General features: G+C 36.7%; 14 protein-coding genes. 13 read left to right on the top strand and 1 reads right to left on the bottom strand.

Going from position 1 to position 14294, the window contains the following annotated elements; all coding sequences use genetic code 11:
• Nucleotides 1-4 precede the first annotated feature (4 nt).
• From fmt to spoVM, 8 genes are all read left to right on the top strand, one after another.
• Nucleotides 5-943: a methionyl-tRNA formyltransferase gene (gene fmt / locus H7K77_RS09255; protein WP_186577519.1), complete on the top strand. Its 939-nt coding sequence runs from the start codon at nt 5-7 to the stop codon at nt 941-943.
• 3 nt (nt 944-946) lie between these two features.
• Nucleotides 947-2296 carry a 16S rRNA (cytosine(967)-C(5))-methyltransferase RsmB gene (gene rsmB / locus H7K77_RS09250; RefSeq protein WP_186577518.1) on the top strand — a complete coding sequence of 450 codons (1350 nt, stop codon included), beginning with the start codon at nt 947-949 and terminating at the stop codon, nt 2294-2296.
• A 104-nt stretch (nt 2297-2400) separates the two neighbouring features.
• Complete coding sequence (locus tag H7K77_RS09245; protein ID WP_186577517.1) at nt 2401-3162, top strand: Stp1/IreP family PP2C-type Ser/Thr phosphatase; 762 nt, start codon at nt 2401-2403, stop codon at nt 3160-3162.
• Nucleotides 3156-5210 carry a Stk1 family PASTA domain-containing Ser/Thr kinase gene (pknB, locus tag H7K77_RS09240; protein WP_186577516.1) on the top strand — a complete coding sequence of 685 codons (2055 nt, stop codon included), beginning with the start codon at nt 3156-3158 and terminating at the stop codon, nt 5208-5210. The genes H7K77_RS09245 and pknB overlap by 7 nt, the downstream gene beginning before the upstream one ends.
• A 4-nt stretch (nt 5211-5214) precedes the next feature.
• On the top strand, nt 5215-6096 hold the full coding sequence (gene rsgA / locus H7K77_RS09235; RefSeq protein ID WP_186577515.1) for a ribosome small subunit-dependent GTPase A: 882 nt from the start codon (nt 5215-5217) through the stop codon (nt 6094-6096).
• Nucleotide 6097: 1 nt separating this feature from the next.
• The gene (rpe, locus tag H7K77_RS09230; RefSeq protein WP_186577514.1) at nt 6098-6748 is read left to right on the top strand and encodes a ribulose-phosphate 3-epimerase; all 651 of its coding nucleotides are present in this window, start codon (nt 6098-6100) and stop codon (nt 6746-6748) included.
• A 228-nt stretch (nt 6749-6976) separates the two neighbouring features.
• The gene (locus H7K77_RS09225) at nt 6977-7630 is read left to right on the top strand and encodes a thiamine diphosphokinase (protein WP_186577513.1); all 654 of its coding nucleotides are present in this window, start codon (nt 6977-6979) and stop codon (nt 7628-7630) included.
• Nucleotides 7631-7691: 61 nt separating this feature from the next.
• Nucleotides 7692-7772 (top strand): stage V sporulation protein SpoVM, encoded by an 81-nt coding sequence (spoVM, locus tag H7K77_RS09220; RefSeq protein WP_186577694.1) that lies wholly within the window; start codon nt 7692-7694, stop codon nt 7770-7772.
• Nucleotides 7773-7818: 46 nt separating this feature from the next.
• On the opposite strand, the gene rpmB is transcribed toward spoVM, so the two are convergent.
• Nucleotides 7819-8007 carry a 50S ribosomal protein L28 gene (gene rpmB / locus H7K77_RS09215; protein WP_186577512.1) on the bottom strand — a complete coding sequence of 63 codons (189 nt, stop codon included), beginning with the start codon at nt 8005-8007 and terminating at the stop codon, nt 7819-7821.
• Between the two features lie 338 nt (nt 8008-8345).
• Between rpmB and H7K77_RS09210 the strand changes: the two genes are divergently transcribed.
• The 5 genes from H7K77_RS09210 to recG all read left to right on the top strand — a co-directional run bounded on the left by H7K77_RS09210 (nt 8346) and on the right by recG (nt 14231).
• The gene (locus H7K77_RS09210) at nt 8346-8708 is read left to right on the top strand and encodes an Asp23/Gls24 family envelope stress response protein (RefSeq protein ID WP_186577511.1); all 363 of its coding nucleotides are present in this window, start codon (nt 8346-8348) and stop codon (nt 8706-8708) included.
• A 96-nt stretch (nt 8709-8804) separates the two neighbouring features.
• Nucleotides 8805-10466, top strand: coding sequence for a DAK2 domain-containing protein (locus H7K77_RS09205; protein WP_186577510.1), 1662 nt, complete (start codon nt 8805-8807; stop codon nt 10464-10466).
• 151 nt (nt 10467-10617) lie between these two features.
• Entirely contained in the window at nt 10618-11280 is a 663-nt protein-coding gene (gene sdaAB / locus H7K77_RS09200; protein WP_186577509.1) for an L-serine ammonia-lyase, iron-sulfur-dependent subunit beta, read from the top strand.
• 24 nt (nt 11281-11304) lie between these two features.
• Nucleotides 11305-12189 carry an L-serine ammonia-lyase, iron-sulfur-dependent, subunit alpha gene (sdaAA, locus tag H7K77_RS09195; RefSeq protein WP_186577508.1) on the top strand — a complete coding sequence of 295 codons (885 nt, stop codon included), beginning with the start codon at nt 11305-11307 and terminating at the stop codon, nt 12187-12189.
• A 5-nt stretch (nt 12190-12194) separates the two neighbouring features.
• Entirely contained in the window at nt 12195-14231 is a 2037-nt protein-coding gene (gene recG / locus H7K77_RS09190) for an ATP-dependent DNA helicase RecG (RefSeq protein WP_186577507.1), read from the top strand.
• The last annotated feature ends 63 nt before the right edge of the window (nt 14232-14294 follow it).

The following is a 14294-nucleotide window of genomic DNA, read 5'->3' as shown; positions in this document are numbered from 1 at the left end:
TTTGATGAAAAAAATAGTTTTTATGGGAACACCGGATTTTGCTGTACCGGTTTTACAACAGATAATAGAAGATAAATATGAGGTTGTTCTTGTTGTTACACAACCTGACCGACCTAAGGGTAGAAAAAAGGTATTGACACCCTCTCCAGTAAAGGTAGAAGCAGAGAAACATAATATCGAAGTTTTCCAGCCCGAGAAGATTAAGGATGAGTATGAACAGGTATTGAAATATGAGCCGGATTTGATTGTAACAGCTGCATTCGGTCAAATTCTACCGAAAGCGTTGTTAGAAGCACCAAAATATGGTTGTATTAACGTTCACGCTTCATTATTACCAGAATTAAGAGGTGGTGCGCCAATACACTACGCTATTCTTCAAGGTAAACCGAAAACTGGTATCACAATTATGTATATGGCAGAAAAATTAGACGCTGGTGATATTATTTCCCAGAAAGAGGTAATAATAGAAGAAAAGGATCATGTGGGTTCTTTACATGATAAACTAGCTAGAGTTGGCTCCAGTCTATTACATGATACATTACCAAAGCTGTTCAAGAATGATATAGAGCGGATTGAACAGGAGGATAATGAAGCAACATTTGCCTCTAATATAAAAAGGGAACAAGAAGTAATTGATTGGAATAAATCAAACATTGAGATCTACAATCACATAAGAGGACTTCATCCCTGGCCAGTTGCGTACACGACATTACATGGCAAGACTGTAAAAGTTTGGTGGGGGGAAAAAGTAGAGGAAACCTTTTCAACAAAACCAGGAGAAGTTACAAGAATAGAAGAGGAAGGGTTTATCGTATGTTGCGGTGATGGAAAAGGGATACGTATTACTAGCCTCCAACCATCTGGGAAGAAAAAAATGACGGCAGGAGACTACTTAAGAGGTACCGGTAGTGAGCTTCAAGTTGGAGAAAAGTTAGGAGAATAATTTATGGCTAAATACTTACTACGTAACACAGCATTAGATATTTTAGTTAGAGTAGGAGAGAGTGGTGGATTTAGTCACTTATTAATTAATCAGGCGATAAAGAAAAAAGGGTTAAATGATCGAGATGAAGGTCTCTTAACGGAGATTGTTTATGGTACCATTCAAAGAAAGCTAACGTTAGCCTTTTATTTACAGCATTTTCTTCAGGGTAATAAGAAGATAGAACCTTGGGTTAAGTGGTTATTCTATATGTCACTTTATCAAATGAAATTTTTAGATAAAGTACCTGATCATGCCATTATCCACGAATCAGTAGAGATTTCTAAACAACGAGGCCACAAAGGAATAGCATCTCTTGTAAATGGTGTTTTACGAAATGTTCAAAGAAATGGTCTACCTGAAATAGAAACGATATCTGATCCAGTTGAAAGGTTAAGTATTGCTACTAGTCATCCAGAATGGTTGGTGAAACGATGGATTGATATGTATGGCTTTGAACAGACTGAGTCAATGTGTCAAATAAACTTAACACATAAGCCGATGAATATCAGAATCCAACCGATGAAAATTTCGCGCAAGGATGCAATGGAACAATTAGAGCAAGAAGGGTACAAAGTAGTACCTTCGACTTTTTCAGAACAAGGGATTATTGTACAAAGTGGTAATGTTTTGCGAAGTTCTTTGTTTCAGAAAAACTTCGTTACGGTTCAAGACCAAAGTTCAATGCTTGTGGCGGAGATGCTACAACTTGAAAAAGGATTAACAGTTCTCGATGCATGTAGTGCCCCGGGTGGGAAAACAACCCATATTGCTGAAAAAATGAAAGATGAGGGTCAAATTTACGCGTATGATTTGCATCAGAAAAAAGCAAAACTGGTAGAGAGAAAAGCGTTAGATTTAGATCTTACGATTATAAATGCCGAACAGGCAGATTCACGTAAATTGGTTGACGTGCATGCAAAGGAAACATTTGATCGAATCTTATTAGACGCTCCATGCTCAGGTCTTGGTGTTCTAAGAGGGAAACCTGACATAAAGTATCAAAAAACTGAGTCAGATATTCATAAGTTATCAACAATTCAGCTAGAACTTATGGAAAGTGTTTCTACTCTATTAAAAAAAGATGGTAAACTATTGTATAGTACATGTACGGTAGACGAGACAGAAAATGAAAAAGTTGTCCAAAGCTTTCTATCTATACATGAAGAATTTGAAGTGGATATGGATTTTTTCGATGAGTTACCATCAGAACTTCAACAGTCATCAGGTAAAACAAAGTGGGGAATTCAATTGTTTCCACATGAATTTAATACAGATGGTTTCTTTTTAACAAGACTAAAAAGAAAAGCTTGATTCAATCTCTTATTTCCTATATAGAAACCATGTACTTATAGTTTAGTATTATTTAACTATTCTAGTTGAAGACACTTGTAGTATTGAGGAGACGGGGTGTAAAAATGAACGGTTATTTTTTGACAGATACAGGAAAAGTTAGGGAGCATAATGAGGATTCTGGCGCCATTTTTGTAAACTCGAATAACCAATTATTAGCAATAGTTGCAGATGGTATGGGGGGACACAAAGCTGGAGATGTAGCCAGCCAGATGGTTATTTCGTCGTTAGGTGAAAGATGGGACGAAGATAAGCCCTTTTCCACACCTGGAGATGCAGAACAATGGCTGTCCGATTCCATTCTGGAAACAAACAATAAAGTATATGCTTATGCGCAAGAAAATGAAGAATGCAGTGGAATGGGAACAACTGTTGTGGCTGTTATTTGTACTTCTGATTTTATCTCTATTGCTCACATTGGGGATAGTAGATGTTATTTGTACAATGATCAAGGGTATAAGCAGGTAACGGAAGATCATTCACTTGTTAATGAATTAGTTAAAACAGGTCAAATCTCAAAAGAGGATGCAGAGTATCATCCTAGGAAAAATGTTCTTTTAAGAGCATTGGGTACAGAAGTAGGAGCGAAACCAGATATTCAAACAATCGGGTGGGATGTACGAAATAGTATATTAATATGTTCCGATGGACTTACAAATAAAGTATTGGATAATGAGTTAGAGGAGTACATAAAAGAAGATATGGAACTAAAAGATATCGCTCAACGGTTGATTGATTTAGCGAATGAGCGTGGTGGTGAAGACAATATTTCTGTAGCCTTGGTTAAGTTTTATGACTCACCGAAGGAAGGTGAAACTGAGTGCTAGAAGGCCGGTTGTTGAACGAAAGATATAAGATTAAGAAGATGATAGGTGGAGGTGGCATGGCCAATGTTTACCTTGCCAGAGATATTATTCTTGATCGAGACGTTGCCATTAAGGTTTTACGATTAGAATATGCCAATGATGATGAGTTTATAGCGCGTTTTCATCGAGAAGCGCAAGCGGCAACAAGTCTGGCTCATCCGAATATTGTTAATATTTACGATGTTGGAGAAGAAGACAATATTTATTTCATGGTAATGGAATATGTAGATGGCATGACATTAAAAAAATACATACAAACGTATGGTCCTGTAGAAGTACAAGAAGCCATAGATATTATGAAGCAGATTACATCTGCTATTACTCATGCACACGAAAATGATATCGTACACCGTGATATTAAACCACAAAATATATTGATTGATCCCTATGGAAGTGTAAAAGTAACTGATTTTGGGATTGCGGTGGCATTAAGTGCTACTTCCTTAACACAGACAAATTCAGTGTTAGGTTCTGTTCACTATTTATCTCCTGAGCAGGCACGTGGCGGAATGGCTAATAAAAAATCGGATATCTATTCTTTAGGGATTGTACTGTTTGAATTACTGACAGGTCGTTTACCCTTTTCAGGTCAGTCCGCCGTGTCTATTGCATTAAAACATTTGCAGAGTAATACCCCGTCAATTAGAAGATGGAACCCAGCAATTCCACAATCACTTGAAAATATTGTGTTAAAAGCAACAACAAAAGACCCCTTTCATCGGTATGATGCTGTCTATGAAATGGAAGATGCATTAGAAGTGTCGTTACATCCAGCTAATATCGATGAAGAGTTATTTTTACCTCCTGAAGATAGTGGGGAAGAAACGAAGGCAATTCCAATTATTACGGATGAGACGTTTAAAGCAAACAAATCAACACAGGATACAATTATCCATAATACTAATAATATGCAAAAGATACAGGAAAATAACAGTAATTCTGAAGAGTTAAAAGACAAGAAAAAAAATAAGAAAAAGAAGAAAAAAGGTAGAAAAATATTTATGTGGGTTTCAATTATTTCTATCATGGTAATAATGGCGTTATTTGCAGCTTTGTTCATTATTCCAAATATGCTTCAGCCAAAGGATGTAATTATCCCTGAACTTGAGGGTGTGGAGTATGAGGAGGCTGTGGAACAATTAACAGCGTTAGAATTAGAAGTAGAAGAGGAACCAATCTATTCAGATGATATTCCTGAAGGGTATGTTGTGAAAACAAATCCGGAAGCAAACGATACAATCAAAGAAGGTAGAACGGTTACTGTTTTTACTAGTCAAGGGCAGGAAAAGGTTACATTTGAAGATTATGTTGGTAGAGACTATAACCAAATTGAACGTTTATTAGAGCAGACAGGATATGAAGACATTCAATTTAGGGAAACACATTCTGACAAGCCTGTTGGGGAAATTATTACTCAATATCAACCACAGCCTGGAGATAAAGTTGTGCCTAAGCAAACAACAGTTATTTTTGAAATAAGTGTTGGACCGGCAAAAGTTAACATAAAAGACTTGGTTGGTATGACTGAGGAAGATGCGAGGAGCTATTTAAGGGAGAATAATCTTTTAGTAGATAAAACAGAAGCGAATTCGGAGGATGTAGAAAAAGGGTTAGTCATTAGTCAAAGTCCAAAAGCGAATTCAGAAATCGAAGAAAAGTCATATGTTCAAATTGTAGTTTCACTTGGACCAAAAGAAAAGCCACCCTTATCACAGTTGATATCCTTTAATGTACCATACACAGGAAATAAAGCGGAGGAACAGAATGAAGAAGGTTCTGATGACAATGCGACAGACACACATAAACCTCAAGAAATTAGAATTTATGTTGGTGATAAGGATCATGATATAGAAGAGCTGTTTCAGCCAGTGGAGTCGATAGCTAAGGATAAAGAATTTACAATTCGGTTAACTATAGCTCCTGGAGAAACAGCACACTATAAGGTAATGCGTGATGATACAGTAATAATAAATAAATCAGTATCTTATAAAGATCTGGAGGGTGAGTGAATGAATGCCTGAAGGTAAAATTGTAAAAGCTTTAAGTGGATTTTACTATGTACAATCAGATAAAAACCTTTTCCAATGTCGAGGAAGAGGAGTTTTTAGGAAAAATAAAGTAAACCCTCTCGTCGGAGATGAGGTTGTATTTGAGGAAAGTAACCCTGGAGAGGGATATATTCTTGATGTAAAACCAAGAAAAAATGAACTGGTAAGGCCCCCGATAGCAAATATTGATCAGGCTATTATTGTTGTATCTGCGACACAACCAGATTTTAGTTCTTTGTTGTTAGACAGATTCTTAGTATTAATTGAATCCAAGCAGATTGATCCAGTGATATTTATTTCAAAAATTGATATTATACCTGAGCAACAGGAACTGGCAATAGAAAAGTATAAAACGGATTATGAACAAATTGGTTATCCTGTGCAAATGCTTTCGACGAAACAATCAGGAGGATTATCAGAGGCAAAAAAATATTTCAAAGATAAAATATCTGTAATTGCGGGTCAGTCTGGAGTTGGAAAATCTTCTATGTTAAATGCCATTAATCCTGTTCTGAGCTTGGAAACAAATGAGATCTCAGCAAGCTTAGGGAGGGGGAAGCATACAACTAGACATGTGGAGCTAATTGAAATAAATGGTGGGCTTGTAGCCGACACGCCAGGATTTAGTTCACTCGAATTTTCGGAGATCGAGTTAGAGGAATTGCCAGATTGTTTTCCAGAGATGCAAGCGTTAAGACAAAATTGTAAGTTTAGAGGTTGTATGCATAATAAAGAACCGCACTGTGCAGTAAAGGCTGCAGTTGAAGATAAAACAATTCCATCTTTTCGATATGAACACTACCTACAATTTTTTGAGGAGATACAAAGTAGAAAGCCGAGGTATTAATATGACAAAAATAGCACCTTCTATTCTATCTGCAGACTTTTCACGTCTTAAAGAGGAAATAATGGACGTGGAAAAGGGTGGAGCTGATTATATTCATGTAGATGTCATGGATGGGCATTTCGTGCCGAACATTACGATAGGACCCTTAGTAGTAAAAGCTATAAGACCGACCACAACACTACCATTAGATGTTCATTTAATGATTGAAGATCCTGATAAATATATAAAGGATTTTGCTGACGCGGGTGCAGATTATATTACTGTGCATGTTGAGGCATGCAGACATTTGCATCGTACGATTCATGCTATTAAAGCGTTGGGGGTTAAAGCTGGTGTTGTATTAAATCCGGCGACTCCAGTCGAAATGATAAAGCCTATCTTACATGAGGTAGATTTAGTTTTATTTATGACGGTTAATCCAGGGTTTGGGGGACAATCCTTTATACACGATGTATTAAGAAAAGTAAAAGTTGCAGATGGCTGGCGTAAAGAGGAGCAACTAAACTTTGAGATCGAGGTTGATGGTGGTGTTAACACTACTACAGCTCCATTATGCATAAACGCAGGAGTAGATGTTTTAGTTGCCGGAAGTGCTATCTATGATAAAGAGGATCGACAAAAAGCGATAGAAGAAATTCGTAATGCTAAATAGGATTGCCAAGGATTAAAAGGGTTCTTTTCGCGGAAAATAGTTCTAAATAAAAACTAATAGACAAACTCTAGTAATATAGATGCTAAGATAGTGATTGATTGAGTTATGTAATAGTAAAAAAGGTTGCCTATACTAACGGCAACCTTTTTACTATTATGAATCTTGTTTTACAAATAAAGATAGACTTGTGAACAATAAACAAATTAATTTTGAAGGGGATATTGTGTCATGAAAAAAGTAGCAGTAGTAGCAGCAGGTCCAGAAGATCAAATTCCTTCACTCGATAATTATAAACAAGAAATTGACAGATGGATCGGAGCTGATCGAGGCGCTCTTACCATTATTAGATCGGGAATACACTTGGATATTGCAATTGGAGATTTTGACTCTTTATCAACAGCAGAAAAAGAAGAAGTAAAAAATAACTCGGATTTATTTTTGTCATTTCCCGTAGAAAAAGATGAGACTGACCTAGAACTTGCTCTATTACAAGCAATAGAACTTTTTCCAAAACAGCTTTTCCTATTTGGTGTTACTGGCGGAAGATTAGACCATCAAATGGCTAGTGTCCAATTATTATATACCCTCAGAAAAAAATCGATAAAGGCAACCATAGTAGATAGAAACAACTCTATTGAGTTGTTTTTTTCGGGTGAGCATCGTGTTGAAAAGGATAAAAAATACCCATACATATCTTTTATCCCATTTTCTAAAGAAGTTATTGGCATATCTCTCGAAGGTTTCTACTATAAATTAAGTAATAAGAATATTTATTGGGGCTCAACAAGGTGTATATCAAATCAATTAAATGCAGAAACAGGTACTTTTTCATTCAAGGAAGGCATACTATTAGTAATAAAGAGCCGAGATGTACTTATTTGAGGTTATTATCATAGGATAGTGTTGTAGGATCTTTTGTTATTTGAAAAGAGGAGGGGTTCTCATGAAATTTTATACCTTTAAACTCCCAAGGTTCATTGGTGGCTTTGTTCGTGCAATAATGGGATCTTTTAAAAAGGATTAACAAACACAAAAAAAGCACCCTAATGTCGGGTGCTTTTTTTGTACTATTATACTCGTTCTACTTTACCTGATTTCAATGCACGAGCTGATACATAAACGCGCTTAGGTTTACCATCAACCATAATACGTACTTTTTGTACGTTTGATTTAAATGTACGTTTATTAGCATTCATCGCGTGAGAACGATTGTTACCAGAAGTAGTTTTACGTCCAGTTACAACACATTTGCGTCCCATAATAAATTCCCTCCTACCTAGCATGTATCTCTTTACATACTAATATAATTTATCATAGGAAGAGTTATATTGCAATATATCTTTAGCTGTTATAATAAAATTCAGTTTTTTATGGCAGAAAAGTGATATAAAGAAATCTTACTTGACAGATTATAAGTTTTCGTACATTGTATAAAGGGGTTTGAATTACGTGCAGACTAGGAAATAATGATAATATAGACAATGTATTATTCTAATCAAATCATTTTACGTTATAATTAGAATGAAACTGTTTTCAAAATTGACAATGTTATAGTAAAATGACTTTAAATTAAAGATAGAAGCCAAGGAGGATTTGTATGTCCATTGAACTGAAAACAAAAGATGGTCATGTAACCATTACAAATGAAGTAATATCTACTGTTGCGGGTGGTGCTGCAATTGAATGTTACGGAATTGTCGGTATGGCATCTAAAAACCAATTAAGAGATGGAATTGCTGAAATTCTTCGTAAAGAAAATTTTTCTAAAGGTGTTGTTGTTCGTCAAGAAGGCGAGAATATCCATATCGATATGTACATCATTGTTAGCTATGGTACGAAAATTTCTGAAGTAGCAAATAATGTTCAATCCCAAGTGAAATATACATTAGATAAAACGTTGGGCTTGTCCATTCGTTCCGTAAATATTTATATTCAAGGTGTTAGAGTACTACCTGAATAACTATAAAAGCATTTGTAAAAACATAAAGAAAAAAGGCTTTCCTTGACAACAAGTGATAGCAGGGTCTAGAAGACCAGTAGAAGGAGGAAGTTGGAAGTGACGTTACGTACGTTAGATGGAACTACTTTCGCACAAATGGTTCTCTTAGGAGCAAACCATTTAACGAATAACGCCAAGATGATTGATGCGTTAAATGTTTTCCCTGTTCCCGATGGTGATACAGGAACAAATATGAACCTATCCATGACTTCAGGAGCAAGTGAAGTGAAAAATACGGATCCCTCAAGGGTGACGAATGTCGCACAGGCCTTAGCTAAAGGACTGTTAATGGGAGCTAGAGGTAACTCGGGTGTAATCCTTTCTCAGTTATTCCGTGGTTTTGCCAGAGGGGTAGAAGGCAAGGATACACTTACTACAAAGGACTTTGCGAACGGGTTAGATGTTGGAGTGAAAACAGCATATAAAGCAGTAATAAAACCTGTTGAGGGTACAATCCTTACTGTAGCAAAGGATACAGCTAACAAAGCTGTAGAACTGGCTGAAACAAATGAGGATCTAGAAACATTTTTAGAAGATGTTTTAAAGGCTGCTAAGCTTTCATTAAAAAATACACCTGAATTGTTACCTGTATTGAAGGAAGTAGGAGTAGTGGATAGTGGTGGGCAAGGCTTAGTAACTATCTATGAAGGATTTCTTGCGTCATTAAAGGGAGAAGAACTTCCGTCAAGTGATCAATCCGTTGATATTAGTGACATGGTTAATGCAGAACACCATAAACTAGCACAGGATTTTATGAATACAGAAGATATTGAATTTGGTTACTGTACAGAATTTATGGTTAAATTTGAAGAAGATAAGATAGTGGATAATCCATTTGATGAGGACACGTTCAGAAATGAATTAAGTGAGTATGGAGATTCCTTACTTGTTGTATCTGATGATGAGATTGTAAAGGTACATATTCATGCTGAATATCCAGGGGATGTTTTAAATTTAGGACAACGATTTGGGAGTTTTGTTAGTCTCAAGGTTGAGAATATGAGACAACAGCATACGTCAATTGTTGGTGACAAGAAAGTGAATAAGAAGCCGAAAGCTTTATCAGAGTATGGTATTGTTTCTGTTGCAATGGGAGAGGGGCTAAAAGAGCTTTTAGAGAGTTTAGGAGCTACAGTCGTCATTCAGGGCGGACAAACCATGAACCCAAGTACACAGGATATTACGAATGCTATAAAAGAGGCTAATGCTAAAAATATAATTATCTTACCTAATAATAAAAATATTATTATGGCAGCTGACCAAGCCGCTGAATTAGCTGAAGCTAACACGGTTGTTGTTCCAACTAAAACTATACCACAAGGGATGAGTGCACTTTTGGCTTTCCATCCAGAAGTTGATTTGGAAGAAAATAAGCAGAATATGTTGGGAGCAAGTAAAGAAGTAAAAACTGGTCAAGTTACTTATGCCGTTAGAGATACGCAAATTGATGGTATGACTATAGAGAATGGTAACTTTATGGGTTTAGCAGAAGGTCAAATTAAAGCTACTGACAAAGATAGGTTTGAAACAATCAAGCTTTTACTTGCTGAATTAATTGATGAAGATGATGAAATTATCACAATCCTTCAAGGAGAAGATGCTAGTGATGAAGATGTCAACGCACTAGTGGAGTATCTAGAAGAAAATTATGAGGATCTTGAAATAGAAAAACATAAAGGGAACCAACCAATCTACTCCTTTATCTTTTCTGTAGAATAAAAGGTGAAAAGCTCTATCCAAATGGATAGAGCTTTTGTTTTGACCCGCCTTTTTATAGGAAGAGAAGTACAATCTGTAAGTTTCACTTTCTCCGCTTTAGGGATATAATTAATACAAGAGAAGCTAAAACGATAACTAAGGGTGATTAACGATGAAGTATAAATCAGTTTTTGATATAATGGGCCCAATTATGATTGGGCCCTCTAGTTCTCATACAGCAGGTGCAGCTAAAATTGGGAAGGCTGCTAGAACTTTATTTGGAAAAGAACCAAACTGGATTGAAATTTTTTTGTATGGTTCTTTCGCCAAGACATATAGGGGACATGGAACCGACGTAGCTCTTGTTGGGGGGATTTTAGATTTTAATACGGATGACCAGCGAATACCCGACTCGTTGGAAATTGCAGAAAGCAAGGGAATAAAAATAAATTTTCACCAAGACGAAGCCGCTGTTGAACATCCTAATACAGTTAGAATTAAATTGGGAGATGGGAATGACCAACTTGAACTAGTAGGTATATCAATAGGTGGTGGGAAGGTCGAAATCACGGAACTAAACGGATTCGAATTACACCTGTCTGGAAACCATCCTGCTATTTTAGTTATGCACAATGACCGCTTCGGTGCAATTGCGTCTGTTGCACAGATTTTGGCTAAGCATGAAATTAATATTGGTAGAATGGAAGTATCTAGAAAAGACATTGGTAAAGAAGCCATAATGATAATTGAACTTGATGAGAATATCGATAGTTATATTGAACGGGAATTAGAGCGTGCCGAAAATATCTTACAAATAGCAAAGATTGTCGATTAACATACAACTAGAGGGGGAGTCAGCATGTTTAGAAATGTGGCTGAATTAATTTCTTTAACAGAAGAATTAGAGTTACCTATATCAGAAGTGATGATAAGACAAGAAATGGAAGTGTATGACAAAACTAGAGAACAAATTATGGAACAAATGGAAAAGAATCTACTAGTTATGGAGGAAGCTATCGACCGAGGTTTAAAGGGGGTAAAGTCCCATTCTGGTTTAACTGGTGGTGATGCCGTATTAATTCAAAAATATATAGCAGAAAAAGAATCGCTTTCTGGCACATTGTTACTCGACGCAGTTAGCAAAGCTGTAGCAACCAACGAAGTAAATGCTGCAATGGGTACCATATGTGCTACACCAACAGCAGGAAGTGCTGGGTGTGTTCCAGGTGCTTTATTTGCAGTGAAAAATAAGTTGAACCCTACGAGAGAAGAGATGGTTAGATTCTTGTTCACATCAGGAGCATTTGGTTTTGTTGTTGCAAATAACGCGTTTATTTCTGGAGCTCAAGGTGGGTGTCAAGCGGAAGTTGGTTCTGCTGCGGCTATGGCATCTGCAGCTGTTGTTGAGATGGCTGGTGGAACGCCAAAACAGAGTGCGGAAGCTTTCGCTATAACATTGAAAAATATGCTTGGTCTTGTTTGTGACCCAGTAGCAGGGTTAGTAGAAGTTCCATGTGTAAAGCGAAATGCTGCGGGGGTTTCTAATGCAATTGTATCTGCGGATATGGCTTTAGCAGGAGTTACGAGCAGAATACCATGTGATGAGGTCATTGGTGCCATGTACCGAATAGGGAAAACAATGCCTTCTGCGTTAAGAGAAACTGCTGAAGGAGGACTTGCAGCAACACCTACAGGTAAGGCGCTAGCTAATAAGATCTATGGAATTCCAGTAGAGAAAGAGTGAGTAACGTGTTAAATGAGTCGGTTAAAAATGTGAAGGGTGTTGGAGATAAGCTCTATGAAGACTTGACAGGCTTGGGAATAAAGACCATCAACGATTTACTGTTTTATTTCCCAAATCGTTATGACAATTACGAGATCAAACCACTTAGCGAACTTGTACATGATGAGAAAGTCACCATAGAAGGAGAAGTAATTGGAGATCCCTCTTTAACTTTTTTTGGACGAAAAAAATCACGGCTAGTCATTAATTTACAGGTAGAACATATGGTGGTTAAAGCTGTGATGTTTAATCGGGCGTTTGCTAAAAAACAAATGCATGGTGGGGACGTTATCACTGTAACTGGAAAGTGGGACCAACATCGCTTGCAAATTACAGTAAGTAATTATAAAAAAGGTCGTGCCAAGTCGGAGGATCCAATTCAACCAGTTTATCCAACCAAAGGAAACGTAACTAGTAAACAATTAAAAAAAGTGATGTTAAATGCAGTAAACGAATTCGGCTCTAAAGTAGAGGAAATATTACCGAAGTCCTATTTACAAAATTACAAATTACCTAGTCGGAAAGAAGCTCTTAAACAAATGCATTACCCGAGTAGCTTTAAACAATTAAAACATGCAAAAAGAAGGTTTACCTACGAAGAATTTTTACTGTTTCAGTTAAAAATGCAACTGTTAAGAAAAAGGAACAGGGAATCTACAATGGGAAACAGTCAAGATTATGATAGTGGGCGCTTGGAAAGTTTTATAAAGGGTCTGTCTTTTGAATTGACTAATGCCCAACAAAGAAGTTTAGCGGAAATTTTAAAGGATATGAAATCCCCGTATCGTATGAACCGGTTACTCCAAGGAGATGTTGGTTCGGGGAAAACTGCTGTTGCTGCCATAAGTTTATTAGCCTCTACAACTGCTCACAAACAAGGTGCATTAATGGTTCCTACAGAAATACTTGCTGAACAACATTATCAATCTTTAACGGAGTTGTTTGGAGAGTCTCTTGATGTAGTTTTGTTGACTGGGTCAATAAAGGGCAAGAAAAGAAAAGAAGTATTAGCTACTATTGAATCTGGACAAGCTGATATTGTTGTAGGTACTCATGCATTAATCCAAGATGAAGTTGTTTTTCGTGCCCTTGGACTAGTTATTGTCGACGAACAACACCGTTTCGGGGTAGAGCAAAGAAAAACATTAAGAGATAAAGGGATTTACCCAGATGTCCTTTTTATGACAGCAACACCTATTCCAAGAACACTAGCAATAACATCTTTTGGAGATATGGATGTTTCACAGATTGACGAAATGCCAGTGGGTAGAAAAGCGATTGAAACATATTGGGTTAAAGATAATATGTTCGATCGTGTACTTAGCTTTATTGAAAAAGAAGTAAAAGCAGGCTATCAAGCTTATGTTATTTGTCCATTGATCGAAGAATCTGATAAGTTAGATATTCAAAATGCAGTAGATTTATTCAACCAACTTCAATTCCATTTTCAAAATAAAATGCATGTTGGACTTATGCATGGAAGGCTTCATACAACTGAAAAAGATGAGGTAATGAAGAAATTCTCTGATAATGAAATTCAAGTGCTAGTGTCTACAACTGTTGTGGAAGTAGGAGTAAATGTACCTAATGCCACCGTTATGGTTATATATGATGCGGAACGTTTCGGCTTATCACAACTACACCAGCTAAGGGGACGAGTAGGTAGAGGTGAGGCCCAGAGCTATTGTATTCTAGTAGCAGATCCTAAGGGTGAGGTAGGAAAAGAGCGAATGCGGATTATGACTGAAACTACAAATGGCTTTGAACTATCAGAACAAGACCTTCAACTAAGAGGTCCAGGTGACTTTTTTGGTAAAAAGCAAAGCGGGCTACCTGAATTTAAAGTCGGGGATATGGTTCATGACTACCGTGCACTGGAAACAGCTAGAAATGATGCGCAAACTATTATTTATTCAAACTCATTAGAGGCAGATCCGTCTTATCAATTCTTATATAAAGTTTTAAAAGAAGAAGTTATTGATAATCCGGACACATTAGATTAGAATTACTTGCATAATTATTATTGGTATTATATATTACTATTAGTACCTAGTCTTAATAAGTTG

It is taken from the genome of Aquibacillus kalidii (assembly GCF_014280935.1).
GTDB lineage: Bacteria > Bacillota > Bacilli > Bacillales > Amphibacillaceae > Aquibacillus_D > Aquibacillus_D kalidii.
This window is presented reverse-complemented; position numbering and strand designations above follow the sequence as displayed.